The sequence below is a fragment of the Hymenobacter pini genome (assembly GCF_020421205.1).
GTDB classification, from domain to species: domain Bacteria; phylum Bacteroidota; class Bacteroidia; order Cytophagales; family Hymenobacteraceae; genus Hymenobacter; species Hymenobacter pini.
Window position 1 is genome coordinate 476,886 of record NZ_JAIZZH010000004.1, and the last position, 26,901, is coordinate 503,786.

At 60.5% G+C, this 26,901-nt stretch carries 24 protein-coding genes; 10 read left to right on the forward strand and 14 right to left on the reverse strand.

Going from position 1 to position 26,901, the window contains the following annotated elements:
• Nucleotides 1-33: 33 nt before the first annotated feature.
• The 5 genes from LF252_RS17955 to LF252_RS17975 all read right to left on the reverse strand — a co-directional run bounded on the left by LF252_RS17955 (nucleotide 34) and on the right by LF252_RS17975 (nucleotide 2,892).
• Nucleotides 34-306 (reverse strand): heavy metal-binding domain-containing protein, encoded by a 273-nt coding sequence (locus tag LF252_RS17955; RefSeq protein WP_226270966.1) that lies wholly within the window; start codon nucleotides 304-306, stop codon nucleotides 34-36.
• A 9-nt stretch (nucleotides 307-315) separates the two neighbouring features.
• Nucleotides 316-735 (reverse strand): hypothetical protein, encoded by a 420-nt coding sequence (locus LF252_RS17960; protein ID WP_226270967.1) that lies wholly within the window; start codon nucleotides 733-735, stop codon nucleotides 316-318.
• Between the two features lie 57 nt (nucleotides 736-792).
• Complete coding sequence (locus LF252_RS17965; RefSeq protein WP_226270968.1) at nucleotides 793-1,395, reverse strand: hypothetical protein; 603 nt, start codon at nucleotides 1,393-1,395, stop codon at nucleotides 793-795.
• A 97-nt stretch (nucleotides 1,396-1,492) separates the two neighbouring features.
• Nucleotides 1,493-2,353, reverse strand: a complete 861-nt coding sequence (gene nadC / locus LF252_RS17970) for a carboxylating nicotinate-nucleotide diphosphorylase (RefSeq protein WP_226270969.1) — start codon at nucleotides 2,351-2,353, stop codon at nucleotides 1,493-1,495.
• A gap of 140 nt (nucleotides 2,354-2,493) precedes the next feature.
• Nucleotides 2,494-2,892 (reverse strand): DUF4783 domain-containing protein, encoded by a 399-nt coding sequence (locus LF252_RS17975; RefSeq protein WP_226270970.1) that lies wholly within the window; start codon nucleotides 2,890-2,892, stop codon nucleotides 2,494-2,496.
• A gap of 145 nt (nucleotides 2,893-3,037) precedes the next feature.
• Here LF252_RS17975 and gpmI point away from each other — a divergent pair, with 145 nt between their 5' ends.
• Nucleotides 3,038-4,585, forward strand: coding sequence for a 2,3-bisphosphoglycerate-independent phosphoglycerate mutase (gpmI, locus tag LF252_RS17980; RefSeq protein WP_226270971.1), 1,548 nt, complete (start codon nucleotides 3,038-3,040; stop codon nucleotides 4,583-4,585).
• Nucleotides 4,578-5,159 (forward strand): hypothetical protein, encoded by a 582-nt coding sequence (locus tag LF252_RS17985; RefSeq protein ID WP_226270972.1) that lies wholly within the window; start codon nucleotides 4,578-4,580, stop codon nucleotides 5,157-5,159. The genes gpmI and LF252_RS17985 overlap by 8 nt, the downstream gene beginning before the upstream one ends.
• A gap of 90 nt (nucleotides 5,160-5,249) precedes the next feature.
• Here the strand turns inward: LF252_RS17985 and LF252_RS17990 are convergent, their stop codons facing one another.
• The 4 genes from LF252_RS17990 to prfA form a co-directional block, all read right to left on the reverse strand.
• Nucleotides 5,250-5,831, reverse strand: coding sequence for a hypothetical protein (locus LF252_RS17990; protein WP_226270973.1), 582 nt, complete (start codon nucleotides 5,829-5,831; stop codon nucleotides 5,250-5,252).
• Nucleotides 5,832-5,929: 98 nt separating this feature from the next.
• A complete protein-coding gene (locus tag LF252_RS17995) occupies nucleotides 5,930-6,352 on the reverse strand; it encodes a secondary thiamine-phosphate synthase enzyme YjbQ (protein WP_226270974.1) in 423 nt (140 codons plus the stop codon).
• Nucleotides 6,353-6,463: 111 nt separating this feature from the next.
• Entirely contained in the window at nucleotides 6,464-7,993 is a 1,530-nt protein-coding gene (locus LF252_RS18000) for a hypothetical protein (RefSeq protein WP_226270975.1), read from the reverse strand.
• A gap of 153 nt (nucleotides 7,994-8,146) precedes the next feature.
• On the reverse strand, nucleotides 8,147-9,217 hold the full coding sequence (gene prfA, locus LF252_RS18005; protein WP_226270976.1) for a peptide chain release factor 1: 1,071 nt from the start codon (nucleotides 9,215-9,217) through the stop codon (nucleotides 8,147-8,149).
• Nucleotides 9,218-9,827: 610 nt separating this feature from the next.
• On the opposite strand from prfA, the gene thrA reads away from it, so the two are divergent.
• The 5 genes from thrA to LF252_RS18030 all read left to right on the forward strand — a co-directional run bounded on the left by thrA (nucleotide 9,828) and on the right by LF252_RS18030 (nucleotide 17,272).
• Nucleotides 9,828-12,266 carry a bifunctional aspartate kinase/homoserine dehydrogenase I gene (gene thrA, locus LF252_RS18010; protein WP_226270977.1) on the forward strand — a complete coding sequence of 813 codons (2,439 nt, stop codon included), beginning with the start codon at nucleotides 9,828-9,830 and terminating at the stop codon, nucleotides 12,264-12,266.
• Nucleotides 12,267-12,482: 216 nt separating this feature from the next.
• Nucleotides 12,483-13,421: a homoserine kinase gene (locus tag LF252_RS18015; protein WP_226270978.1), complete on the forward strand. Its 939-nt coding sequence runs from the start codon at nucleotides 12,483-12,485 to the stop codon at nucleotides 13,419-13,421.
• A 243-nt stretch (nucleotides 13,422-13,664) separates the two neighbouring features.
• Entirely contained in the window at nucleotides 13,665-14,957 is a 1,293-nt protein-coding gene (thrC, locus tag LF252_RS18020) for a threonine synthase (protein WP_226270979.1), read from the forward strand.
• A 142-nt stretch (nucleotides 14,958-15,099) separates the two neighbouring features.
• Nucleotides 15,100-15,777 carry a c-type heme family protein gene (locus tag LF252_RS18025; RefSeq protein ID WP_226270980.1) on the forward strand — a complete coding sequence of 226 codons (678 nt, stop codon included), beginning with the start codon at nucleotides 15,100-15,102 and terminating at the stop codon, nucleotides 15,775-15,777.
• A gap of 205 nt (nucleotides 15,778-15,982) precedes the next feature.
• On the forward strand, nucleotides 15,983-17,272 hold the full coding sequence (locus LF252_RS18030) for a protoporphyrinogen/coproporphyrinogen oxidase (protein ID WP_226270981.1): 1,290 nt from the start codon (nucleotides 15,983-15,985) through the stop codon (nucleotides 17,270-17,272).
• A 104-nt stretch (nucleotides 17,273-17,376) separates the two neighbouring features.
• On the opposite strand, the gene LF252_RS18035 is transcribed toward LF252_RS18030, so the two are convergent.
• The 3 genes from LF252_RS18035 to LF252_RS18045 are packed head-to-tail and all read right to left on the reverse strand — an operon-like array spanning nucleotide 17,377 to nucleotide 18,878.
• The gene (locus tag LF252_RS18035; RefSeq protein WP_226270982.1) at nucleotides 17,377-18,147 is read right to left on the reverse strand and encodes an exodeoxyribonuclease III; all 771 of its coding nucleotides are present in this window, start codon (nucleotides 18,145-18,147) and stop codon (nucleotides 17,377-17,379) included.
• Nucleotides 18,148-18,501 (reverse strand): hypothetical protein, encoded by a 354-nt coding sequence (locus tag LF252_RS18040; protein WP_125424355.1) that lies wholly within the window; start codon nucleotides 18,499-18,501, stop codon nucleotides 18,148-18,150.
• Entirely contained in the window at nucleotides 18,501-18,878 is a 378-nt protein-coding gene (locus tag LF252_RS18045) for a carboxymuconolactone decarboxylase family protein (RefSeq protein WP_125424354.1), read from the reverse strand. The genes LF252_RS18040 and LF252_RS18045 overlap by 1 nt, the downstream gene beginning before the upstream one ends.
• Before the next feature lie 129 nt (nucleotides 18,879-19,007).
• Here LF252_RS18045 and LF252_RS18050 point away from each other — a divergent pair, with 129 nt between their 5' ends.
• Nucleotides 19,008-19,718 (forward strand): ComF family protein, encoded by a 711-nt coding sequence (locus tag LF252_RS18050; protein WP_226270983.1) that lies wholly within the window; start codon nucleotides 19,008-19,010, stop codon nucleotides 19,716-19,718.
• A 141-nt stretch (nucleotides 19,719-19,859) separates the two neighbouring features.
• Here LF252_RS18050 and LF252_RS18055 read toward each other — a convergent pair whose 3' ends face one another.
• Complete coding sequence (locus LF252_RS18055; RefSeq protein WP_226270984.1) at nucleotides 19,860-21,113, reverse strand: SUMF1/EgtB/PvdO family nonheme iron enzyme; 1,254 nt, start codon at nucleotides 21,111-21,113, stop codon at nucleotides 19,860-19,862.
• Between the two features lie 68 nt (nucleotides 21,114-21,181).
• A complete protein-coding gene (locus LF252_RS18060) occupies nucleotides 21,182-22,237 on the reverse strand; it encodes a PorP/SprF family type IX secretion system membrane protein (RefSeq protein WP_226270985.1) in 1,056 nt (351 codons plus the stop codon).
• Between the two features lie 240 nt (nucleotides 22,238-22,477).
• On the opposite strand from LF252_RS18060, the gene LF252_RS18065 reads away from it, so the two are divergent.
• The gene (locus tag LF252_RS18065) at nucleotides 22,478-25,570 is read left to right on the forward strand and encodes an AsmA family protein (protein WP_226270986.1); all 3,093 of its coding nucleotides are present in this window, start codon (nucleotides 22,478-22,480) and stop codon (nucleotides 25,568-25,570) included.
• A 115-nt stretch (nucleotides 25,571-25,685) separates the two neighbouring features.
• Entirely contained in the window at nucleotides 25,686-26,528 is an 843-nt protein-coding gene (locus LF252_RS18070; protein WP_226270987.1) for a DUF4382 domain-containing protein, read from the forward strand.
• Nucleotides 26,529-26,901: the final 373 nt, after the last annotated feature.

A 26,901-nucleotide genomic window follows, 5' to 3' on the forward strand; every position in this document is an offset into this window, starting at 1 on the left:
AACATTGCAAATATGAGGCCTTCCGAAATCAAATCAAAGCTCAGCCGTAGGCTTAGCGGCCGGGTTGGGTTCCAGTTCCATCTCGCACACGGGGCATTTGCCCGGCTTGTCGCTCTCACTGCCCTTGCAGCCCATCGGGCAGATGTAGGCAGCTGTAGCAAACGGCGCAGCGGCTGAGTCGGCGGGAGCAGCCACGGCTGGCGTGGTAGCGGCTTCCTGGGCAGCGGGCTTACTTTCGCACCCGGTCAGGCAAAGGGTGGCTACTAGCAAGCTACCCCATACGCGGCTCCAAAGGGTTACGCTCATCACAGCAGGTTACTTCTTGATGTCAGTGGTGGTGGGGGTGGTAGCACCCTCCTGGCTGGCACCCGTGGTGGTGGAGTTGTTCTCCTCCTTTTTGGTGTCTTTACGCACGCTCTCGGTGGCTTCGGCGCTGTTGGTTTCGGCAGCATCGGCGGCATCGGCCGTACGGGCTTCCTCGGCGGTGGTGCGCTTGGCCTGGTTGGGCTCGTCCAGGGTTACGTGCGAGCTGATGGGCTCTTCAATTGCGCCGCCTTTGTGCTGACTGGCCGATTCGCTGGTGTGTTGGTCGAAGTTATCGGACGAGCGGCCACCGGGCTCTACCATATCCACCGATACTTTTTTGTCGGGACGCCAGTCAGATGGTTCGCTGCTGCAGGCGTTCAGGGCCAGGGTAGCCAGGGCCAGGGCGGAAAGTACGAGTTGCTTGCTCATGAGGAAGGTTCAGTTATCAGTCAGTATCGAAGATTGACAGGAGAAGAAGCTATAGGCTTAGCCGGGCAGCAGGTTTTTGCGGCGCAACATAGCATCAAACAGCTTTTGGTCGTTGGCCGAGTTGAAAATCCGGTCGGGCACCTGCACAAAGATGGGCGTATCGAAGGTTTTGGCCATCCACAGGCGCCAGCCTTTCAGGTCCTGCGGCATTTCGGGAGCCTTCAGCAACAGCAGGTAGCCATCGGCCTCGCGTTTTACGTCGCCAATCATGTCCCAGGTCAGGCGCATGCCCTCTTTGTCGTTGCGGCGCAGCACAATCTGCTTGTTATCAAACTCGTAGCTGAGTTTTTCAAATAGCGGCTTGGTTTGCTCTACCTGCGTAACGCCGGTTACCTGCGCCGAGCGGAACAGCACGTACACCAGCGTGAGCAGCAGAGCCACGGCTACCCACCACCACGAGGGCCAGATGAGGGCCGGCAGCAGCCCCAGTACCAATGGGAACAGGGCGTACCACCACTCGCGCCGCCACACCCGGGCCATGGCCACTTTAGTGTAGGTCTCGGTATCGAGCTGATGTTTTTTGGTGCGGATTGCCAGCGGCGAGGCGGCCTGTTGCTGCTGGACCTGCCGGTACGCACCGCGTTGATTGGGGAGTTGCATTGTACTTGAGTTGTCAGTTGTCAGTTGCCGGTTGTGAGTGTCGCTCAGCGTTGATTGCACAAAACTGACAACTGGTAACCGGCAACTGACAACTCATTTAAAAGGCTTTCAGGCTCATGTCGAGGCTGCGGATGGAATGGGTAAGGGCACCCACCGAAATATAATCGACGCCGGTGGCGGCTATTTCGGCAATGGTTTCCTCGGTGATGCCGCCGCTGGCTTCCAGCGGGTAGCGGCCGGCCACCAGGGCCACGGCTTCACGCAGCTGGGCGGGGCTCATGTTGTCCAGCATAATCCGGTCGATGCCGCCGGCCTCCAGGGCCTGCTGCACTTCGCTCAGGTTGCGGGTTTCAATTTCGATGGGTAGTTGCCGGCCGGTGCGGGCCAGGTACGCCTGCGAGGCCTCAATAGCCTGCCGGATGCCCCCGGCGTAGTCTACGTGGTTATCTTTCAGGATAATCATGTCGAACAGGCCGTAGCGGTGGTTGACGCCTCCACCAATCAGCACGGCCCATTTCTCGCAGATGCGGAAGTTGGGCGTGGTTTTACGCGTATCCAGCAGCTTGGCGTTGGTACCGGCCAGCAGGCTGGTGAGGTGAGCGGTGCGGGTAGCAATGCCGCTCATGCGCTGCATGCAGTTAAGCACCAGCCGCTCCGCCGTCAGAATGCTCTGGGCGCGGCCTTCCACCACCAGGGCTACGTCGCCGTGCTGTACCCGGGCCCCGTCGGCCAGGCGGGGCTCCACGCGCAGGTCAGCATCTACGGTGCGAAAAATGCGCTGTGCCAACTCTACCCCTGCCAGTACGCCCGCGTCCTTGATGAGCAGTTGGGCCCGGTTGCGAGCCTCGGCCGGAATAGCCGACAGCGCCGAGTGGTCACCGTCGCCAACGTCTTCGGCCAAGGCAGTACGAATGAAGGCGTCCAGCGCTTCTGGGGTAAGGTAAGAGGGGGTTTGCACGGTGCAAAAATAGCAAAAACGGGCCGTTCCATTACCCTTAGTCCGCAAAGCCGGCCTGCGCGGGCGGAGGGCGTAAAAAAAGCGCCGCGGCAGCTAGCCACGGCGCTTTTGTTCAACGGATTTTGCTTGTCAGGAGTTGGTTACTCCTTGGTAAAGTCGATGGTGGCAATTTTCAGACCGCCGCCCACTGCTTTCATTTTTACGAACATGCGGTAGGCGCCGTCTTTACCAGCGTATTTGCCCACGGCGTAGGGCGTACCTTCATTACTGCCGCCGTAGTGGATAAAGTCGAAGGAAGCGGGGGCGTGCTTGGCAAAAAAGTCGCGCATCACGAACTCCGCCTGCGTGGCGCTGTAGCTCTGCTTGTCGCCATCGAAGCTCAACTCCACAGTAGGCGCAAAATACTGCGCCAAATCCCGCGAAGAGGAACTCCGGATAGCGGTGCGCACCGGCCCAAAGGCCTCGCCCTGGGCCATGGCTCCGGCCGAAAGCAGCAGGCTGCAGATCAGCGTAAGAGCCAAGAAGAATGTACGTTTCATGCTAACAGTAAGGGTTCGTCATGCAGAGTGCTAAAATGATGCCAAGCTGACAGAGCCGCCCGCGGCTATGCCAAATCGGGTTTTCTACGCCACCAAGTTAGGCAAAACGTGGGCGTTTCGCCGCGTCTGGCCTATCTTTGCCCCTATGAACAAACAGGTATTGCTGGTGATTCTGGACGGCTGGGGGCTGGCGCAGAACAAAGAGGTTTCGGCTATTGATCAGGCACGTACGCCGTTTGTCGATTCACTGTTTCAACGCTTCCCCCACAGCAAGCTGCAGGCCTCCGGCGAGGCCGTGGGCCTGCCCGACGGGCAGATGGGCAACTCGGAGGTAGGCCACATGAATATTGGGGCCGGCCGCGTGGTGTACCAGGACTTGGTGCGCATCAATAAATCCATTCGGGAGCGGAAACTGGCCCAGATGCCGGCGTTGGCCAAAGCCTTCGAGTACGCCCGCCTCAACAACAAGCCCGTACACCTGATGGGCCTGCTGTCGGATGGCGGCGTGCATTCCCACATCGAGCACCTGAAAGCCCTGTGCACCATTGCCCACGATGAGGAAGTACACAACGTGTTCATTCACGCCTTCACCGACGGCCGCGACACCGACCCCAAGGGTGGCGTGAGCTACGTAAACGACCTGGAGCAGCACCTGCAACGCGGAGCCAGCGGGCGCATTGCCTCCGTGGTGGGTCGCTACTACGCCATGGACCGGGACAACCGCTGGGAACGGGTGAAAGTAGCCTACGACCTGCTGGTGAACGGCCGCGGCACGCCCTCCCAAAACCTGATTCAGAGCATTCAGGAGCAGTACAAGGAAGGCGTAACGGATGAGTTTTTGAAGCCCATTGTGAAAACCGGGGCCGATGGCCAGCCGCTGACCACCATTCAGGAGGGCGACGTGGTGATTTGCTTCAACTTCCGCACCGACCGGGGCCGGGAAATCACTCAGGCACTGACGCAGCAGGATTTTCACGCCTTCCAGATGCACCGCCTGAACCTGCAGTACTACACCATGACCAACTACGACGCCACCTTTACCGGCGTCACGCCCATCTTCGAGAAGGACAACCTGGAAGAAACCCTGGGCGAAGTGCTGGCGGCCCACGGCAAAACCCAGATTCGCATTGCCGAAACGGAGAAGTACCCGCACGTGACGTTCTTCTTCTCGGGTGGCCGGGAGGTGGAGTTTGGCGGGGAGAAGCGCATTCTGCGCAACTCGCCTAAAGTGGCTACCTACGACCTGCAGCCCGAAATGAGTGCTTACGAGCTGCGCGACGCGCTGGTACCGGAGCTGCAGGCCAAATCAGCTGACTTTGTGGTCCTGAACTTCGCCAACACCGACATGGTGGGCCATACCGGCGTGTTCGAAGCCGCCGTGAAAGCCGCCGAAGCCGTAGATGCCTGCACCCAAGCCGTAGTGGAAGCCGCTCTGGCCTCCAATTACGCCTGCATCATCATTGCCGACCACGGCAACGCCGACATGATGGTGAACCCCGACGGCTCGCCCAATACGGCCCACACCACCAACCTGGTGCCCTGCATTCTGGCCAGCAACGACTACCACGGCACCGTAGCCGATGGTAAGCTCGGCGACATTGCCCCCACCGTGCTGGAACTGATGGGCCTGCCGCAGCCGGAAGCCATGAATGGCCAGAGCCTGCTGCGCTCAGAAACAGCCCTGAATGCGTAAGCTGGCAGCGGCACTGCTGGCCGGGGTGCTGGGCCTGGCCGCCTGCGGCCCTGAAGGCTCGGCTACCGTACGCCCTAACCCGGCCAACCGCAAGCCCGCGTATTTCAATCTGCTCGGCTTCTTGCAGACGCAAGCTACCCGGCTGGACCGCCGCCGCCCGGCCGTGGAAAAGCAGGTACTGTTGCGCGACGGGCAGCAGGAAACCACCCGCACCCAGCCTACCGACTGGGCCCAGGAGCTGCAGATTTTCCAGCAGGCCGATATCAACAAGCCCGCCCTGCGCGGCCTCTACGCCATCGACTCAGTGCAGCTTTCGGGCGGCCTGGTGCAGCGCACTTACCGCCGTCAGCCCGGCACTGACTTTCCGGTAGAGCAACTGACCGTAGTGCAGCAGGGCCCGGCGGTACAGAGCATCACGGCCGTGGTAGCGCAGGATAATCCGCTGGTGTACTCCACCAAAAACCTGGAGCTGCGCTGCCAGAACGGCGAGGTAGTAAGCTACCGCGTCACCGGCGTGCAAAAGCTGATTCTGTTTGACTCCGTGCGCTACGCCGTGCGCGGGCAGGTGCAATAGCCCTGCTTAACCAGCATCCCGATACACAAAAAGACCGGACAAACGCTGGCGTTTGTCCGGTCTTTTTGTGTATCGGGATGGCTAAGGCTACTACTCTAAATAAGGCTCCACGTGTACCGTGCTAAGGCGGCCGCTCTGGTACACAACTGACACGTAATTGGTGCGCTCCGAATCACCGATGCGGACTTTGTCAATGGTGCTGGCGGCGGGGCGGTGGGCAGCGGCCAGGCGGGTGCGCAGGCGGCGGCCATAAGCGGGCTCAAAGTTGACTACCCGCGCATCGCGCAGCAGGTCTTTTTCCGGAGCCCGGTAAAACTCAAACACGTTGCCTTGGTGCCGCACCAGCAGCACGGTATCTATCTGGCCGGCTTCGTAGAGGTTGCGGCAGGGTTTGCGGGCGACTACCTTGCCCCCGGCCCGCAACAGCTCCGGCACCGTAGGCTCTTCCCCAAACGGCTGGCCGGCCAGCGAGTCGTTGGTGAGGCGTACCACCCGGACGGCGGGCGGCCCGGCGGCCGGGCGGGCGGCGCGGCCAGTTTGCGCAGGCACTTTGCGAACGGCTGGCTTACCGGACTCCGGCCCCGTTTCTGCTGCCGTACCCAGTCCCATTGCCACGTACAACGACGCAGCTACGGCAGCTTTTCCGGTAACGATGAACAGGGCAACGGGCATGAGACAGATTTTCAGTCCTATACGCGAATCTCAGGCCTACGGCTTGCTGACCCATAAATATTTCGTTCAGTCTGTGCGGTTTGCCAGCCCAACCCAAGCTATTTCCCCATCAGCGTAGCCAGTACCCAGCGGCGGCCGCCGTGGTTGCGGTGCTCGCCCAAGTAAATGCCCTGCCAGGTTCCTAAAGCCAGCTCGCCGCGCATAATAGGTACCTGCACAGCGTGGCCCAGCAGGCTGGCTTTAAGGTGGGCCGGCATATCGTCGGGGCCTTCCAGGGTGTGGCGAAAATACGGGGCGTTTTCGGGGGCCAGCCGGTTGAAGAACTGCTCGAAATCGTGCCGCACGGTGGGGTCGGCGTTTTCGTTGATGCTCAGGCTGGCGGAGGTGTGCTGAATGAAGAACTGCGCCGTGCCGACCTGAATCTGCTCCAGCTCCGGCAGCTCGGCCACCAGCAAATCGGTAATCAAGTGAAAGCCCCGGCTCACGGCCGGCAGCCGCAGGCGTTTCTGGATGAAGTGCATAAGGTAGTGGTGAGTAGTAAGTACGGAGTAGTGAGATATTCGCCCGACAACCAAAGAAAAAGTCAGCAGAATAAGCGGCTCACTACTCCGTACTTTCTACTCACTACGCCCCTACGGATTCACCCGCTCGTAGGCCCCGATATCCGGCGTGGTGGAGCTGCGGGGGCGGTTGAGCAGGTCGCGGGTGAGGCCGGACAGCGGCACGGCCTTGTTGCTGGCGGGCGAGAGGGTATCCAGCTGAAAATCCAGGGTTTTGCCCCGGAACCGCAACGGCGTACTTTTAAACAAGAAGGTGGTGCCTTCCGCCGGGTTCAGAATGTTGCCGTTTTTGCGTTGGCCCAGCGCGGTGGTGTTGTCGTACTTCTTGGTTTTCAGCACGCTGTTGCTGATGCTGATGTTGCCGACGTACTGCTCCCCATCTACAAACTCCAGTTCCTCCCCCTCCCGCATTGAGCCCCACACGATGGAGTTGCGCAGGCGCAGACTGGGCGCGGCGGTTTTCACCTGGTTATTTACTTTTACCGTGGCGGCCAGCAGCACCGAAGGCGTCTGGCGGTTGGCCAGAGTGCTGTAGTTGGCAATGGTGCAGTAATCGAGCTGCAGGCTACTGCCCAGAATACCTGTCACGGCCGTTTGCTCACAATTGGTCATCAGCACGTTGCGGGCCGTTACGTTACCACTGAACGCGTACAAGGCGGCCCCGTCGAGGGCAATCTGCACCCCGGCGTTGGTGAAGGCCTGCTTGGCGCTGCTGATGTTCTGAATAACCGCGTTTTCCACTATCAGGCTCGGAAAGGGCCGCAATACCCGGGGGTTCAGCAGCAGCAGCCCGAAGGCACTGTTCTTGATTTCGGTGAAGCGCACCACATTGTCGCGGCTGCTCGATAGGAACCAGATGCCGCCCCACTGCCCGGGCGTATCCTGGTACTGCTCCTCGCGCCGGTCGGCCTGGAAGCGCACGAAGTTGCGGTCCGTGGGTTTCAGCTCGGCGGTGGGCCGGAAGTCGGCATTGCAGCGCAGGGTACCGCCCACCAGCAGGGCCGCCCCGGCGTGGCTGTAGATGCGCGTGCCCGGCTCAATGGTCAGCGTTACGAGCGAATCCACGAAGGCGTAGTCGAAAATAACGTGGGGCTTATCGGCCTTCCAGATGGTATTGCGGCGGATTTCTTCCTGATTGTGGAAGTAGGCATTCTGCCCGTAGCTGAGCAGCTTTACCACCTGGTCGTTGCCGTTGGTGTGGAACTTCAGGTCGTCCACCACCAGAAACGGCTTGAGGTCGGAGGGCGTGGGGTCGATGGTGGCGCGCACCAGCACCAGCAGGCTGTCCTTGCCCCGGATTTCCACGTCGCGGGCCATGAGGGTGGGCTCCCCGTTCACCAGCAGGCTATACGTTACGCCGGGCCGGCTCTGCAGGCTGATTTCCGCTACCCGCACGGCGCGGGCATTGCGGTTGTACACCCACAGCCGCTTGCTCACGGTACCCACCGAGGTGAATACCGTATCGAACTTCACCGTGTCCTGGGCAAACTCCAGCCGGGCGCTGCCGTCGGTGGTGATGATGTCCTCCTTGGGCTCACAGCCGGGCAGCAGCACCGTTGCCAGAGCCAGGAAAACGAACAGCAGCGGGAGCAGAAAGCGCATAACGGGTGATTGGTGAATGCTCTCTAAAACGGTCATCCTGAGCGGAGCGAAGGACCTTATCACGTTGCTACGAGTTCGTTTGGAAACACTCCCAAACGTTGATAAGGTCCTTCGCTCTGCTCAGGATGACAAACGGGTAAACAGGGGCAGCTATTATCCTACGCCTTCCTGCAGGCGCTCGGCGCTTTCGGCAATGCGCAGCTGCTCCACAAACTCGTCGATGTTGCCGTCCATTACCGACGACAGGTTGTACACCGTGAGGCCGATGCGGTGGTCGGTTACGCGGCCCTGGGGGTAGTTGTAGGTGCGGATTTTGTCCGACCGGTCGCCGCCGCCAATCATGCTCTTGCGGGCCGCGCCTTCGGCTTCGTTCTTTTTGGCCAGCTCAATCTCGTAGAGGCGGGAGCGAAGTACCTGCAGGGCCTTATCAAAGTTCTTGAGCTGCGACTTCTGGTCCTGGCACTGGGCCACGATACCAGTGGGCAAGTGGGTGAGGCGCACGGCCGAGTAGGTAGTGTTTACCGACTGCCCGCCGGGGCCCGACGACATAAACAGGTCCTTACGCACCTCGTTCATATCAATCTGCACGTCCAGTTCCTCGGCCTCGGGCATCACTACAATAGAAGCCACCGAGGTATGGATGCGGCCCTGGGTTTCGGTGGCCGGCACGCGCTGCACGCGGTGCACCCCCGATTCGAACTTGAGCTTGCCGTACACGTCCTCGCCCTTCACGGCCAGGATAATTTCCTTGTAGCCGCCCGAGGTGCCCTCGGTAGCGTCTACCAGTTCCATTTTCCAGTTCTGCTTTTCGGCGAAGCGCATGTACATACGCTGCAGGTCGCCGGCAAAAATGGCCGCCTCATCCCCCCCGGCCCCGGCCCGGATTTCCATGATGATATCCTTGCTGTCGTTGGGGTCTTTGGGAATCAGCAGCTCCTTGATAACGGCTTCCAGGCGCTCCTGCTCGGGGTAGAGCAGTTCCAGCTCGTCCTTGGCCATCTGGCGGAAGTCCTCGTCCTTTTCGTTGGCAATGACCTCCTTGGCCCCGTCGATGTTGGCCAGCACGTTCTGGTACGCCTTATACTCGGTCACGATTTTGCCGAGGTCCTTGTATTCCTTATTGAGGGCCTTGAAGCGTTTCATGTCGCTCATGGCTTCGGGCTGGGTGAGCTGCTCGCTCACGTCCTCAAAGCGCTGTTGGATGGCCTCCAGTTTATCTAGCATCTTGCCTTCAGAAAATGTATGGGGAGTGCAAAGGTACGGAAACGAAGTCGTTGGTAAATAAGCAGGAAGTAGCTGGCGGCGACGATGCGTGCGGGACCGGCAGAACGGCCGTCAGGAATAACGATGCCATGCCGGCTGAATCCTCCGGAACGTCATGCTGAGCGCAGCCGGAGGCGGAGTCGAAGCATCTCTACCGCTTCGATTCCGCCATCTGAGTTAGCCAGAAGTAAAGATGCTTCGACTACGCTCCGCTTCGCTCAGCATGACGTTCTATAGTAAGGTTTTCCACACTCGTTCTGCGGTTCGTATCAGCCGGTAGAAATCGTAAATAATTCTTTTCCGGAAATGCGGGCCATTTCAAATAATTCCTACTTTGGCCAGCGTTAACCTCCTCAGGCATATGGTCCGGCCCGGTGCTGCTCCTGCTTTTTACCCCGCTTCGCCCCTCTCTTTGATGGGTACCAGCACCACTATTACCACAACCCGCTAGAGCGGGCTGCGGAACTTCTTACCCCTTCTGATTCGCCGCCCGCTTCGCCGGTACGCCTCCCACCCAGGAGGCCCCGGGCCGAAAGCGGGTTTTTTTACGCCCATCACGTAACGAACTACTATGCAGGTACTGAAATTCGGCGGCTCCTCCGTCGCCACGGCCGACAACATGCAGCGGGTACTTGACCTGGCCCAGGCCGCCGCCCGCCAGGCTGCCACCGTGGTGGTGGTATCGGCCCTGGGCGGCGTTACCGACCAGCTGATTGCGGCCGGCCGCCGCGCCGCCGCCCACAACGACACCTACCGCCCCCTGCTGCGCGAGCTGGAACAGCGCCACCTGGAGGCGGCCCGCGGCCTGCTGCCCATTTCCGGCCAGAGCGCCGTGCTGAGCCAGGTAAAAACCAGCTGCAACGAGCTGGAAAGCCTCTGCGACGGAATCTTTGCCCTGGGCGAGCTGTCGGCCCGCACCCTGGACCGGTTGGTGAGCTACGGGGAGCTGCTGTCGTCGCGGCTGGTGGCGGCGGGACTGGCGGCCCGGGGAGCGGCCCACCAGTGGCTGGATAGTCGTCAGCTTATCCGCACCGATGCCCGCTACGGCCACGCCGCCGTGGATTTCGCCACCACCAACCCGCTCATTCAGGCGGCCGTGACGGGCGAGGTGGCGCTGTACGTGGCCCCCGGTTTCGTGGCCGCCGCCCCCGACGGCAGCACCACCACCCTGGGCCGCGGCGGCTCCGACTACACGGCCGCCATCTTCGCCGGGGCGCTGGGGGCCTCCACGCTGGAAATTTGGACCGACGTGAGCGGGATGATGACGGCCGACCCGCGGCTGGTGCGGGCCGCCCAACCTATTCCGCGCATCAGCTACCAGGAGGCCATGGAACTCTCGCACTTCGGGGCCAAGGTGCTGTACCCGCCCACCATTCAGCCGGTCATGCGGGCCGGTATTCCGCTCTGGATCAAGAACACCTTCGCCCCCACCGACGCCGGCACGCTGGTGGAGGTGGCCCCGCCCGCCAACCACGCCTTCGTGCGGGGCATTTCCAGCATCGGGCCCATTTCGTTGCTGCGGCTGGAAGGCAGCGGCATGGTGGGCGTGCCGGGCTTCTCGCGGCGGCTGTTTGCGGCCCTGGCCCAGGAGCAGGTAAACGTGGTGCTCATCACCCAAAGCTCCTCCGAGCACTCCATCTGCGTGGCCGTAAGCACCCCCGATGCCGACCGGGCCCAGCAGGCCGCCGACCAGGAGTTTGCCGCCGAAATCGGCCGCGGCCTGCTCGACCCGCTCGACCGGGAGGACGAACTGGCCGTGGTGGCGCTGGTGGGCGAGCAGATGAAAAACCACCCGGGCATCAGCGGGCGGCTGTTTGGGGCGCTGGGCCAGAACGGGGTGAACATCCGGGCCATTGCCCAGGGCTCATCGGAGAAGAATATTTCGACGGTAATCCGGCAGCAGGACGTGCGCAAGGCCATTAACGTGCTGCACGAAACCTTCTTCGAGGCCACTACCCGGCAGGTGAACGTGGTGGTGGCGGGCGTGGGCAACGTGGGCCGCAAGCTGCTGGAGCAGTTGCAGCGCCAGCAGCCCTGGCTGCGCGAGAAGCTTCGCCTGAACCTGCGGGTGGTGGGCCTGGCCAACAGCCGGCAGTTTGTGCTGCAGGAGGACGGCCTCGACCTGGCCGACTGGGAAGCCGCCCTGGCCGCCGGCCCGGCCCTGAACCTCACCCGCCTCACCACCGAGCTGCTGGCCCTGAACCTGCGCAACACGGTGTTCGTGGACGTGACGGCCAGCGCCGACGTGGCCCAGGTGTACGAGCAGCTGCTGGCCCGCTCGGTGGCGGTGGTGGCCTGCAACAAGGTGGCGGCCTCGGCCGAGTACGCGCGGTACGCCCGCCTCAAAAGCCTGGCCCAGGAGTTCAACACCCAGTTCCTGTTTGAAACCAACGTGGGCGCGGGCCTGCCCATCATCGGCACGCTCGGCGACCTGCTGCGCAGCGGCGACGAGGTGCAGCGCATGCAGGCGGTGCTGTCGGGCACGCTCAACTTCGTGTTCAATAACTACGACGGCACCCGGCCCTTTGCCGAGGTGGTGCGCCAGGCCCAGCAGGAAGGCTACACCGAGCCCGACCCCCGCCTCGACCTGACCGGGGTGGACGTAGCCCGCAAAATCCTGATTCTGGCCCGGGAAGCCGGCCACCCGCTGGAAATGCCCGACGTGCAGAACGACTCCTTCCTGCCCGCCGCCTGCTTGGAAGGCGACGTACCAGCCTTCTACGAGCAGCTGACCGCCCACGAGGCCCACTTCCGCCGCCTCTACGACGAAGCCGCCGCCCAGGGCTGCAAGCTCCGCTTCGTAGCCAGTTTCGAAAACGGCCAAGCCCGCGTGGGCCTGCAAAGCGTAGCCCCCGGCCACGACCTGTACAGCCTGCAGGGCAAGGACAACGCCGTGCTATTCTTCACCAACCGCTACGTGGAGCAGCCCCTGGTTATCAAAGGGGCCGGCGCCGGCGCCGAGGTAACCGCCTCCGGCGTGTTTGCCGACGTGCTGCGCGCGGCGCATTGACCCTACCCCCGGCCCCTCCGGGAGAGGGGTGCGTTCAACGATTTAATTGTATGACTCTTCTTTTCATAGAAAAAGGGGCATTCAATGAATCTTAAGCAGGTCCTTTTCCTAGGAGAAAAGGTTAATTACTCCTTTTGTCTTCTGGCACCCCTCTCCCGGAGGGGAGGGGGGTGGGGCCCTTGTTGACACAGCTTCCTTTAATTATTACCCATTAACATGCCGCTTTCCACTGATTCCATCTCCCTTCTTGCCCCGGCTACCGTGGCGAATGTGGTGTGCGGATTTGACGTGCTGGGGTTTGCCCTGCACGAGCCCAACGACGAAATGCACCTGCGCCTGACCGACGAGCCGGGGGTACGAATTATCAATGATGATGACTTTGGCCTGCCTACCGAACCTGCCCGTAACGTGGCGGGGGCGGCGCTGCTGGCCATGCTGCGGGCCGTGCCCGAGGTGACGGGCGTGGAGGTGCGCATTCGCAAGCACATCCGGCCCGGCAGCGGCATCGGGAGCAGCGCGGCCAGCGCGGCGGGGGCCGTGGTGGGGCTGAACCACCTGCTGGCGGGCCGATTCACCAAGCCCGAGCTGGTGGAGTTTGCCATGTACGGGGAGGAAGTGGCCTCCGGCGTGCGCCACGCCGACAATATTGCCCCGGCCATCTACGGCGGCGTAACGCTCATCCGCTCCACCACGCCCGCCCCCGATGTGGTGCCGCTGGACGCCCCGCCGTTATTCGTGACGGTGGTGCACCCCCAGATTGAGGTAAAAACCTCCGACGCCCGCCAGATTCTCAAGCAGCAGGTGCCCCTGCGCGACGCCGTGCGGCAGTGGGGCAACGTGGGCGCGCTGGTGGCCGGCCTGCTCAAGCACGATTATGCCCTCATCGGCCGGGCCCTGGAAGACGTGATTGTGGAGCCCGTGCGCAGTATTCTGATTCCGGGGTTTGAGCAGGTGAAAAGCGGCAGCCGCGCCGCCGGGGCGCTGGGCGGCGGCATTTCCGGCTCGGGCCCCTCCCTGTTCATGCTCAGCCAGCACGAAGCCACCGCCCAGGCCGTGGCCGAGGTAATGCGCACCACCTATGAGCAGCTGGGCCTCGATTACTACGTGTACCAGACGACTATCAACACAACCGGCTGCCGGATTCTGCCCGCCTGATGCCTGCCTGATGTAGAGACGCGACACTTCGTGTCTCGTCGTTGAACAACCCGGACCGAACGTCATGCTGAGCGTAGCGAAGCATCTCGCGTGCTGACATTGACAAATCGTCGAACGATAACCGCTCCGTAGCCCAGGGTTTAAACCCTGGGCTAGTGACGCAACGATGCTTCGCTGCGCCACTGCATGACGTTCCACTCTAATCACCAGACGGCCTCTCCTCGCCTTCACAACTCAACCGCCATGCATTACTATAGCCTCAACCGCCAATCGGAGCCCGTTGATTTTCGGACGGCGGCCGTGGCGGGGCAGGCCCCGGACGGGGGTCTGTACTTCCCCGAAACCATTCCGCGCTTCCCGGCCGACTTCCTGGCCCAGCTGCCCCACCTGACGGCGGCCGAGCTGGCCCTGACTGTCCTGCGGCCCTACGTGGGCAGCACCATTCCGGAGCCGGAGCTGGCCCGCATCTGCGCCGAAACTGTGGACTTCCCACTGCCGGTGGTACCCGTAACGGACCGCATCAGCGCGCTGGAGCTGTTTCACGGGCCCACGCTGGCGTTTAAGGACGTGGGGGCCCGGTTTATGAGCCGTTGCCTGGGCTACTTTTCCCGCCACGAAACCCGGCCCGTTACGGTGCTGGTGGCTACCTCCGGCGACACCGGCGGGGCCGTGGCCAGCGGATTTCTGGGCGTGCCGGGCGTGGAGGTAGTGATTCTGTACCCGCAGGGCCGGGTGAGCCTGGTGCAGGAGCAGCAGCTCACGGCCCTGGGCCAGAACATCCGGGCCCTGGAGGTGCGCGGCAACTTCGACGACTGCCAGCGGCTGGTGAAGCAGGCCTTCCGCGACGATCCATTGCGGCAGCGGCGGCAGCTCACCTCAGCTAACTCCATCAACGTGGCCCGCTGGCTGCCCCAGCAGGTGTATTACGTGGCGGCGCTGGCCCAGTGGCCCCACGCGCAGCCGCCGGTGGTGGCCGTGCCCAGCGGCAACTTCGGCAACCTGTGCGCCGGGCTGCTGGCCTACGCCTCGGGGCTGCCGGTGGCCCACTTCGTGGCCGCCTGCAACCAGAACGACGCCGTGCCCCGCTACCTGCAGTCGGGCCAGTACGCCGCCCAGCCGGCCGTGGCCACCCTCTCCAACGCCATGGACGTGGGCGACCCGAGCAACTTCGGCCGCATTCTGGAGCTATTTGGGCACCAGTACCCGGTGCTGCGCGAGCTGCTGAGCGGCTACACCGTGTCGGACGCCGACACCACGGCCACCATTGCCCGGGTGTTCCAGGAAACCGGCTACGTACTCGACCCGCACGGGGCTGTGGCTTACTTTGCGCTGGAGGAGTATCTGCGCCACCACCCGGCGCAGCGCGGCCTGTTCCTCGAAACCGCCCACCCGGTGAAATTCCCCGCGGCCGTGGAAGCCGCCACCGGCCAGCCGGTGCCACTGCCGCCCAGCCTGGCCACGCTCATGCAACAACCCAAACAAAGCACCCTGCTGGAACCGGAATACGACGCCTTGCGGGCATATTTGTGGGAGTAAATGCGTTGTTGCCGGTTACTGTATCTGTCATCCTGAGCGGAGCGAAGAGCCTTATCACGTTGTAACGATTCGTTCTGGTGTGATATGGTCCTTCGCTCCGCTCAGGATGACAGGTAATTTCTCTATTCATTCCTCCCCACCCATGCGCCCACTCTTCTGCTACCTCCTGCTTCTGCCCCTGCTGGCGGCCTGCCGGCCCGATCAGGTGGAACACCTCAGCAACACCAAGGAGCTGGCCGTGGAGGCGGCGAACTGGGAGGTGAAGCGCATCATGCCCGCCGACTTGCTGCGGGCCACCCGCTGGGCCGGCGACTCGCTCACGCGCACCGCCGAGCGAGAATTGCGCGCGGTGCTGGCTCAGAAGCTGCAGGCAGGCGGCGTGGCCGCGGCGCGGCCCTACTGCCACCCCGAGCAGCTGCCCCTCACCGATTCGCTGGCCAAGGTGCTGCAGGCCACGCTCCGCCGCGCCGCCGGCCGCCCCCGCAACCCCGCCAACCAGGCCACGCTTTCCGCGGCGGAGCTGAACCCTACCGACACCACCCGCCGGGTGGCCCGCCCCGGAGCTGAGGAGTTTACTTACCAGCGCCCTCTGGTGCTGAACGACCAACTGTGCCTGCGCTGCCACGGCACCGTGGGCCAGGATATTGCGGCGGCCGATTACGCCCTCATCAAAAAGCAGTTTCCGCAGGACCAGGCCACCGGCTACCAGTTGGGCCAAGCCATAGGTGTGTGGCGCGTAAGCCTGCAGCGTCCCGGCGTGGCCGAGTTCTGGACGATGAAAACCCGCAAAGTGATGAAGAAGCGCAAGCCGCTGTTCTGAATCACAGATTTGGCAGATGAAGCCGCGGATAGCGCAGATTCGTTCTGATATTGAGTGGATAGATAAAAACTGATTTGGGTGACAGACGAAAATCCTCATCCATCCACCTATCTATCCAACTGTAGAACCTCATCTGCGCTATTCGCAACTGCATCTGCATCATCTGTGATCCAACCTTGCCAGTGGTTTTGCAGTTTGCGGTGATATGAACACTGCTGACGCTACTCAACTTCCGGTTATCATTATTGGCGCGGGCCTGGCGGGCTTGTCGTGCGCCTGTTACCTGCACCGTGCCGGGCGGCCGGTGCTGCTGCTCGAAGCCGCCGACGCCGTGGGCGGCCGCGTGCGCACCGACGTTACGCCCGACGGCTTCCGCCTCGACCGGGGCTTTCAGGTGCTGCTCACCCGCTACCCTGAGGTCGAGCGCCTCATCGACTACGGGGCCCTCAACCTGCAGGCATTCCGGTCCGGAGCCGTTATCCGCCTGCCCGACGGTCAGGAAACTACTTTGGTAAACCCACTGCAGCAGCCTACCGCCGCCTTTTCGGCCCTCACCTCCCGCATTGGCACCCTGCCCGATAAGCTCCGCATTGTGAGCATGGTGCAGCACGTGCGGCGCTTCACCAGCCAGCAACTCCTAAGCCGCAACTCCACCACGGCCCTTTCCACGCTGGAATTCCTGCGGCAGTATGGTTGGAGCGAACAGATGATTAACAACTTTTTCCGCCCCTTCTTCGGAGGGGTGTTCCTGGACCGCACCCTGAGCACGGCCGCCAACTTTTTTGAGTTCGTGTTCAAGCAGTTTGTGGAAGCCGAAGCCGCCCTGCCCGCCCTGGGTATGCAGCAGATTCCCGAGCAGCTGGCCGCCCGCCTGCCCGCCGGCAGCCTCCGCCTGAACACCCGGGTGCAATCCATCCAAGGTACCAGTGTGCAGCTGGAAAATGGCGAAACCCTGACCGGCGCGGCCGTAGTAGTAGCTGTAGACGGCGAAACTGCCCGCCACCTGCTCCCCGCCCCCGACCAGCTCTTCACCGACCACCCCACTACCCGCTGGCGGCATACCACCTGTACCTACTTTGCCGCCCCCGCCGCCAAGGGCCGCCCCGATAAGCTGCTGCGGCTGAATGCTGCTTCCACGGGCTTGGCCCACAACGTGGCTTTTCCCTCGGATGTGGCCCCTGCCTACGCCCCGGCCGGCCAGCGGCTGGTATCGGTGAGCACCCACGGCGCGCATGGCCTATCGGAAGAGGAACTGACGGCCCGCCTGCGGCACGAGCTGCCGCAATGGTTTGGGGCCGAAGCGGCCCAGTGGCGGCACCTGCGCACTTACCACATTCCGCACGCCCTCCCCGAGTACCCGGCCGGCCAGCCCGCGCGTCAGTCGTTGCGGTTGCAGCCGGGCCTCTACCGCTGCGGCGACTACACGGCCTACCCCTCGCTTAACGCCGCCCTGGCCTCGGGCCGAGAAGCAGCCGATATGATTTTGGCCGGATAAAAACGAGTACCCCGGAGCGGTGCTCCGGCTCACGCCAGCAGGTAATTACCTTCCGGTGCGGGCCGGAGCACCGCTCCGGGGTACTCGTTTTGCCAATTCCGGCTTTAAAACACCAGCTCCACCAGCGCCGGGCAATGGTCGGAGTGCACTACGTCGTGCAGTAAGTCGGCGTGGCGGATGTGGGGTACCAGGGCGTTGTCCACCAGCAGGTGGTCGAGGCGCCAGCCCACGTTGCGGGCGCGGGCCCCAGCCCGGAACGTCCACCACGAGTACCGCTCGGGCACGGGGCCGTGGTGGTGGCGGAAGGAGTCGGTAAAACCGTCGGCTAGAAACTCCCGGAACCACTGCCGCTCCTCAGGCGTGAAGCCGGGGCTGTTCAGGTTGGTCTTGGCGTTACGGATGTCAATTTCCTCCTGGCAGCAGTTGTAGTCGCCGGCAATAACCAACGGGGGCACCCCGGCCCCCTGCAGTTCGCGCACGTAGCGCCGGAAAAAGTGCAGCCACTCCACCTTAAACGCCTGCCGCTCGGGGCCGCTAGTGCCCGAGGGCATATAGGTATTCAGCACCGAGCAATTAGCAAAATCAAGCCGCAGCACCCGGCCCTCGTCGTCGTAGCAGCCCTGGCCGCAGCCTTCCACCACCGCCAGCGGTTTTTGCAGGCTGAAGGTAGCCACGCCGCTGTAGCCCGGTTTCTGGGCCGGGTGCAGGTAGGCGTGGTAGCCCAGCCCGGTCAGCGCCGACACGTCGAGCGGCTCCCGGCCGGCCTTGATTTCCTGCACGCACAGCACATCAGGCCGGGTTTCGGCTACCCAATCGGCTAGCCCCTTGCCCATGGCCGAGCGGAAGCCGTTGAGGTTATAGGAAATGATCTTCACTTAGTCTTGCTCGTCGAAGTATTCCAGAATGTGCCACTTGAGCATGCGCTCCTGCTCCTTCAGGTTGCTGAACGGCAGCTGCTGCAACAACCGGTAGTGCGGCCAGCCTTCCTCGTCCACGCGCTCCAGCTCGTAGTAGCCCGAAATGCTGAACAGCCGGCACGTGGCAATGTGCATCAGGTCCTGCTTCTGCTCCTTAGTGAAGGGACCAGCCCCCTGACCCAGCTCCTGCACCCCAATCAGCAGTAGCAGCGCGTTCAGGTCGGGCTTCTTGCCGAAGCGGATTCGCATGTCGTTCATCAGCTCCCACCAGCGCTGCTCAAACTGCGCCTCGGTTTCCTGCGGATCCAGCATTATGCCTCGTGCAGATGCTCGGGAGCCGGCGTGGCCGCCTCTTCTTTCAAAGCCTCCCAGTACTCCACGGCCCGGCGGAAGTGCGGAATTACAATGCTGCCCCCAATGAGGTTGGCAATGGCAAACACCTCGTACACTTCCTCGTCGGTGAGCTTCTCCTCGAAGCACTTGCCCAGATGGTATTTGATGCAGTCGTCGCAGCGCAGCACCATGGAGCAGGCCAGGCCCACAATTTCCTTGGTTTTGACGTTGAGGGCGCCCTCCTGGTAGGTGTTGGTATCGAGGTTGAAAAAACGCTTGATGACCTTATTATCGGCCGCCAGGATTTTTTCATTCATCCGCTGGCGGTAGTCATTAAATTCTGAAACGAGGCTCATCTGAAAAACCGGTTATGTATAAGGCAGGCAACGCTCCGGGCTATTCCGGAAGTCGGCTTTAAACCTTAAAATTAGGGAGAAGTTTCCCGGTCCCCACGGCCTGCCTGCTATTCCTACGGTATTCTGCCTATGTCCATGTTATTACCCGCCGTTTTATCCGATTTTGTTGGATTGCTTTTCCCGCGCGTGTGCCTCGCCTGTCAGGAGCCCTTGGCCCGCGGTGAAGACCACATCTGCACCAGTTGCCGCACGCAATTGCCTTACACCGACTACCACCGCCTGCCCACCGAACAGAATCCGCTGGCGCGTCGCTTCTGGGGGAAACTCCCTGTTCAACACACGCTCAGCTACCTGCGCTTCCAAAAGCACGGTCGGGTCCAACATCTGCTGCATCAACTCAAATATCGGGGTCAGCAGGATGTTGGCCGCATTTTGGGCCGCTGGTATGGGCAGGAACTGACGGAGGCCGGGCTGCGTGCCAGCTTCGACCTGATAGTGCCCGTGCCGCTACACACCCGGAAACTGGCCCAGCGCGGCTACAACCAGGCCGACAGCTTTGCGGAGGGCCTGGCTGCCGGCCTAGGCGTGGTGTGGAGGGCCGAGGCATTGCGGCGCACTACCTACACCAATTCCCAAACTCGCAAAAACCGCATGCAACGCTGGGAAAACGTAGAAACGGTGTTTGAAGTGGCTAAACCCGAACTGGTGCGCGGCCAGCGCATTCTGGTAGTTGATGATGTACTGACCACCGGAGCCACACTGGAAGCCTGTGCGGCCGTGCTGCTGGCCGCCGGAGCCTTGGAGGTCAGCATCGCCACCATTGCTACTGCCGACCGCTAGGCATTGCCTAGACAGATGCATTCCACTTTATTGACCGTATTGAAAACAGCAAAACGAAACAGGCCGCCCAGATTGGGCGGCCTGTTTCGTTTATCAGAATCGTCCGCGAAATCCGCGGAAAATCCGTGTAATCAGTGGTTCTTATTTGTTGGAACCGGCGTTGATCATGGCGCACCGGAAACCGATGGTAGCCGTGGCCGAGTCTTCGGCCATGAAACGACGCGTACCGGGCGAGAGCCAGTAGGCTACGTCGCGCCACGAGCCACCTTTGTACACGCGCACGTGGTCATCGATGAGCGACTGGTAGCCCTTCTTGTCATATTTCTCCGAGGGGTCCAGGAAACCGTTCCGACGGAAGGGGTTCAGGTCTTCCACATCTTCGTACGACAGCGGACGGTAGATATCCTGTACCCACTCGTTCACGTTGCCCGACATGTTGTACAGGCCGTAGTCGTTGGGCGGGTAGTTGTAGATGTACTCCGTAATCATGGCGCCATCGTTGAGCGAGCCAGCAATACCGGCGTAGTCACCACGGCCACGCTTGAAGTTAGCCAGGAACTGACCCATGTTCTTACCGTAGGGGTTCCGCACTTGGCGGCCATCCCACGGATAGATGCGCTTGTTCTCCTGGTTTTCGTTGCCGGTTTCCTGCGTGCCAATAAGAGCCTGAGCGGCATATTCCCATTCGGCTTCTGTGGGCAGGCGGTAGTTCGGCAGCGTATTGCCGTTTTCGATGGCAATCTTAGCGCCGCCGCCATCTTCGGAAGTACCTTCCGCAGCGTCACCACCCTTTTTCTTTTTCCGGCCAAACAGGCCACCGCCACCGCTGCTGCCACTGTCGCTACCTTCACCAGCCAGACGCTCGTTTACTTTCGAGGTACGCCAGGTGCAATAGTCGTTGGCCTGCAGCCAGCTAACCCCTACTACCGGGAAGTAGCGGAAGCCGGGGTAACGCAGATAGTAGTCTACATAAGGGTCATTGAACGACAGCTCGCGGGCCCACACAGTGGTATCGGGCAGAGCCGACTGGTAGAACTCTTCCGACGAGTCTTTGCGCACGTAGTGCAGGTATTCCAACCAGTGGATGTTGGCTACCTCGGCTTCATCCATATAGAAGGATGCCAGCGTTACGGTACGCTCCAGGTTGTCATGCGTCATGGCAATATCTTCTTCGGCAGAGCCCAGCACAGTGCGGCCGCCTTCGATAAATACCAGACCAGGACCATCTGGGATGCCTTGGTAATCAGACACCTTCATGCCTTCCTCGGTATTGTACTCAATGCCCGTGGTAGAGCTATACTTACCGGGTTTGGTAGCTGTGGGCGGTCCGCCCTTACAAGCGGCCAGGGCGCAGGCTCCCACTACAGCAAAGCGCAGGTACTTGGAAAAATTCATGATCAAGTTGAAACTACCTGTTAGAAAAGCGTTTAGACAAGGCAAGTCGGCTGCAATAATACAAAAATTTAGAAGGCGGGGCAAGGAATTGCCGGGTAATTCCGGCGTTTTAGCCGGCGCCAAGCGGCTTCTATCGAATCGAACTCGCGAAGGGTCAGGGAAATTTCGTGCGCGCCGCCCAACGCGGCACTGAACTGGCTGAGGCTCATATCGTAACTGTACCCCACCCGAAAGCTCCCCATGCTGATGCCGGCAATACCCGTCAGAATCTGTTGGGGACGGGGCGCGCCGGGCAGGGGTACGCCCCGGTACACGGCTCCCAACGTAAGGGGTGTAGCTGTAAAGTACAAACCCGCCTCTGCCCGTTGGCTGCCTCCCTGCCGGGTATAGTTCACCGTCGGAGCCAGACTCATTTCTGTATATTGCTGCTTCACTGATGATTTCACGAAGTACACTTTATAGCCCCCCTGCAGGTTAAGCCGCAATGGCAGTGTGGTTTGCGTAACGAAACCAAGCGTCGGCTGGTTCACGTGATGCGCCGCAATTCCGGCCCAAAAATTCTCGGAGTAGATCAGTCCGCCCACACTACCCGTAATGTAGTGCACGGGCTTATAATCGGTCATTTCCAGGCTCACGTCGCGTACCACACCATCATCGGAGAGCTGGTCGCCGAATACCAGATTGCCGTAGCTCACGCGCTGCAAGCCATAACTTACTGAGGCACCGCCACTCACGCTCAGCTGCTGGCTCAGGCGTATGTGGTAGGCGTACACGCCCCCGGCCTGAAACCGGGTGTAGCCGATGCTGCCGGTCCGGTCGTAGTTCACCAGCAGCCCGGCGGCACTGTGCTGGTCCCGGAATCGGTAGTCGGCCGCTAGCTGGCTGGATTGAAAGGTGCCGGCCAGCGTTGGAAACTGGTTGCGGTAGCTCAGCGTCACGCTATAGTCATCCAGCAAGCCCGTGTACGCCGGATTCAGCTGCATCCGGTTGGCGTAGGGCTGGGCAAAATACAGATCCTGTGCCTGTGCCGTACCAGCCGCTCCTACCGCCCACGCCGCCGGCAACAGCCACTGCCAACGGCACGGCTTAGCCGACGAACGATATCTAGCGCACGAAATCCACATAGGTTACCTGACTAACGGCGGGCGGCTATATTTTGGTACATGGGGCCCGCCAGCAATACGGCTAAAATGGACTTTTCTTTTGTCTTTCCCGGCACTATCCTTGGTTATTGCCGTGTTCAGGCAACTTTCGGTGCCGTTTTCTATTCTTCCTACCAGCGGCCGTAGTGGTTTCCCTCTACTTTTACCCGGCGTTGACCAATAACTCCGGGGTTGTTTCTGCCCTTTTTTCCTTCTACCGTTATGCGTAAGTTTTTTGTCGGACTGCTGATTTTCCTCGTCGTTGTAGTTGCGGGCCTGGCCCTGGCCCCGATACTGTTCAAGGACAAAATCAAGGCTACCTTCGACAAGCAGCTCGCCCAGCGCGTGCGGGCGAAAGTAGAGTACGACCCCGCCAACGTGGATGTCACCCTGCTTAGCTCCTTCCCCGACCTAGCCCTGCGCCTCAACCAGCTCCGCGTTATCGGGCAGGATTCCTTCGCGCGGGACACCCTGGCTTATCTGCCGGAGGTACGCGTGGGCCTGGACCTGCTGAGTGTCATCAGTGGCAACCAGATCAAGATCAAAAATGTGGTGCTGGAGCAGCCTGATATTAACGTGCGGGTGCTCAAAAGTGGCCGCGCCAACTGGGACTTCTATGTGTCGGATTCGGCCGCGGCGGCGCAGGGACAGGATACTACGTCCGTAAACCTGGCTATTCAGGGCTGGAAGGTGAACAATGGCCGCCTGCGCTACGAGGACCTGAGCATTCCGTTTGGCATGCAGCTGCAGGGCATCAACCACAGCGGCTCCGGCGACTTTGCCCGCAACATCTTCGATATGCAGAGCCAGACCACGGCCGACAGCTTCTCGATGCAGTACGATGGCACGGAGTACGTGACCAACAAGAAGCTCGACGCCGACGTGACGATGGCCATGAACCTGGAGAAAATGCTCTTCACGTTCAAGGACAACCAGGTCAAGCTGAACGACTTTCCGGCTTCCTTCCAAGGCACCATCGGCCTGCCCAACGATACTGACATCACCTACGACCTCACCTTCAAGGCCCTCGAAACCGACTTCAAGAACATTCTGAGCCTGGTGCCGGGCGCGTACACCAGCCAGTTCAAGGATATTGACGCGGCCGGCAAGGTGGCCTTCGATGGGTATTTCAAGGGTGTGCAGAATGACGTGAAAATGCCGGGCTACGGCGTGAACCTGCAGGTGAAGAACGGCAGCTTCAAATACCCCCAGCTGCCCCAGCAGGCCCGCAACATCAACGTAGATATGGTGGTGGACAACCCCTCGGGCTTCACCAATAACGTAAAGGTGAATGTGAGGCAGTTCCACCTCGATTTGGGCAGCAACCCCATCGACGGCAACGTGGCCATTGATGGCTTGGAACCGATGAAAGTAGATGGCCGCGTGAAAGCCAACGTGGACCTGGCCGAAATGATGAAGGTGTACCCGGTGCAGGATTTGCTGCTGCGGGGTAAACTATTCGTGGACGGCACGGCCAAGGGCGTGTACTCCAAAACCCAGATGCCCGTGGTGCAGGCCAAGATGAACCTGACCAACGGCTACGTGAAGAGCAAGCAGTTCCCGGCCCCCATCGAAAACCTTACACTCAACGGCACCGTCACCAACCCCACGGGCCAGCTCAATGATACCCGCGTGACGATTCCGCAGTTCCGGATGCTGCTGGACGGGGAGCCCCTGGAAGGCCGCGTAACTACTCAGGGCGTGGATAAGATGGCCTTTGATACCGACGTGAAAGGCACCGTAGACCTGACCAAGCTTACCCGTATTTTCCCGCTGCAGGGCATGACGGTGGCCGGCCGCCTCAACGGCAACATTGCCGCCAAAGGCAACATGGCCGATATAGAGGCGGGCCGGTACCAGACGGTAGTAGCCTCGGGCACCGTTACCGCCCAGAATATTGCATACAAGAGCACCGAGCTGCCCCAGGGTATGAAGGTGGCCCGGGCCACGGCTACCTTCAACAACAACCAGATTGCTCTGCAAAACTTCACCGGCTCCGTCGGCTCCTCTGATGTCACGGCCTCAGGTACGCTTGCTAACTATATGGGCTACCTTTTCACGCCCGGTCAGCCCCTGCGCGGCACGCTTACCGTCAACAGTTCCCGCTTCAATGTAAACGAGTGGATGGTGGATGAAGTAAGCGGCAAGACTACTGCCACCACCGGCACTGCGCCAGCCACGGCCCAGGGCGTACTGCAGATTCCCCGTTTCCTCGATCTGACGCTGAATTCCACCGTGGGCCAGGTAGTGTACGATAACCTCAAGCTGGATAATGTGAAGGGCACTGTAACCGTGCGCGACGAAACGGCTACTTTATCGAACCTCACCTTCAATACGCTGGGGGGCGCATTCGCTACCAACGGCAGCTACAGCAGCAAAAACCTGGCGCACCCGCGGTTCAACTTCGGCCTGAATATCAAGAACCTTAATTTCCAGAATGCTTTTAAAGCTTTCAACTCCGTGAAAGCGCTGATTCCGCTGGCTTCACAGGTGGATGGTATTTTCTCCACCAATTTCAGCGTGAGCGGCGAAATGGGCCCTGATATGATGCCCGTGTACAGCACCCTCACCGGTAAAGGCCTGTTTGAGATAGTACGGGCCGCAGTGGGCAGTTCTACGGCGCTGACCCAAATCAGCAACCTCACGCAGCTACAGGAGCTTAAGCGCCTCGTAGTGGAAAATAAAGATGTAGCGGCCGAAATGCTCAACGGCAACTTCATCGTGAAACCCTTCGACTTTACCGTAGGCCAGATTAAAATGACGGTGGGCGGCTCCAGCAACGTCAGCGGCAACCTTGAGTACGTGACGGCTTTGAATGTGCCCACCGGTCAAATCGGTAACCAGCTCAACAGCAAGCTTACCCAGCTCACAGGCATTCAAAACCTGAAAGGTACCGACCGGGTAACGCTGGGCCTGAACATTGGCGGTACCATGAAGAACCCTGTCGTGAAGCTCACCACGGGTAGCGTGAAAGCCCAGGCTAAGGATCTGGTCCAGAACATCGTGCAGGCCAAGGTAGACGATGCCAAGCTGAAATTACAGGCTCAGGCCAAAGTAGCCCAGGACAGCCTGCAACGCGAGCTGCAGCGCAAGCAACAGGAGTTGGCGTTGAAAGCGCAGCAGGAGTTGGAAAAGAAACGCATGGAGGCTCAGGCCAAACTACAGGACAAAGCCAAGCAAGGACTCAACAACCTGATTTTTGGCAAACCTAAACCGAAGCCAGCTGCAACGCCAGCCCCTGATACGAAGCCCACAACACCGGCAGAGGAACCCAAACCTGCCCCCAAAGCGGATAGCACCGGTTCGGGACAATAGAATTTTTGCAAGCACGTTGAAGGTGGCACGTTGGCCAGCTTCTTGCTCTGAACGTAGCAGCTGGTGGTCCGTACAAGCCATCAGCTGCTTTTTTTGCACCTTGTTTTTTACCCGTATGACGCAGTTTCGCACTCTTCTTTACCCAGCCCTGTTGGCAGCCCCCCTGTTTTTCGGCAGCTGCTCCAAAGACAACGAATCGAATAACTCGAAGCTGGAGATACGGCTTACAGATGCCCCTGGCGATTTTCGAGCCGTAGTATTGGATGTCCGTCAACTAGAGGTGCATACCGCTGATGTGTCATCTGCTGATGGTTGGCATACGCTGGCCTTCCAGCCCCAGGCCATTAACGTGGTTGAATACGTTAATGGTAAATCGGCCCTGCTTACCAGCACTGATTTTGCTACTGGCAACATCACGGAGATACGTCTACTGCTCGGCCTCGACAGCTACGTGATTGGGCGCGACGGCCAGCGCTATGACTTGAAAACCCCCAGCGGCCAAACCTCCGGTGTCAAGCTCAAGCTTGATAACGTAACCCTCCGCGACCGGGAAACCTTCCAGTTACTACTCGATTTCGATGTTGCCAAATCCATTGCAGAGCGTGGCAACTGGAAACCCAACAATGATAAGAAAGAACGGTACCTGCTGAAACCCGTTATTCGGGTAGTAGCTCAGGATATCAAAGGCAGCATCCGCGGCACCGTTTCCCCAGCTGCAGCCCTACCTCAAGTAATAGCTATTCGCTCTTCAATCACGGTGGCTGACACGTTCAGTACTGCGGCCGATGCCTCCGGCGCCTACCAGTTGAGTGCCTTACCATCCGGAACCTACCGCGTAGAGTTCTATCCCACCACTACTGCTCCGTCAGGCCAAGCAGCTTATAAGAATGCTGTTAAGACGAACATTACAGTTGTAAACAACCAAACGACAGACGTAGGCTCGACCAGCTTAAATTAAGTTATCAGCCAATGCGCAGAAAAGCCCGCGTAGTAGATACCACGCGGGCTTTTCTGCGCATCGGCTAACGAGTACTACCTGTATTCTAACATCCAGGTATTGCCAGAGGCATATAGATATCCTTACTCCTCTCCATGCCTAACCATTAGACAATGACCGGTACTAAATAGACGAGATTCCGGGTAATTTACCGGCAGATAGTAAGCACTACCTCTGCCCAAGCCCCTTCACCGAATCACTCTTAGATTACTCTGCCACATCTGGGGTGCTGGGGTGCTGGGGTGCGGCAGGGGGGCTATAAACGGCTATTGCCCCGCGTCAGCTGCAGCCCGGGAAGGGCCAGCAGTGCGCGGGGCAATAGATGTGCTAAAAG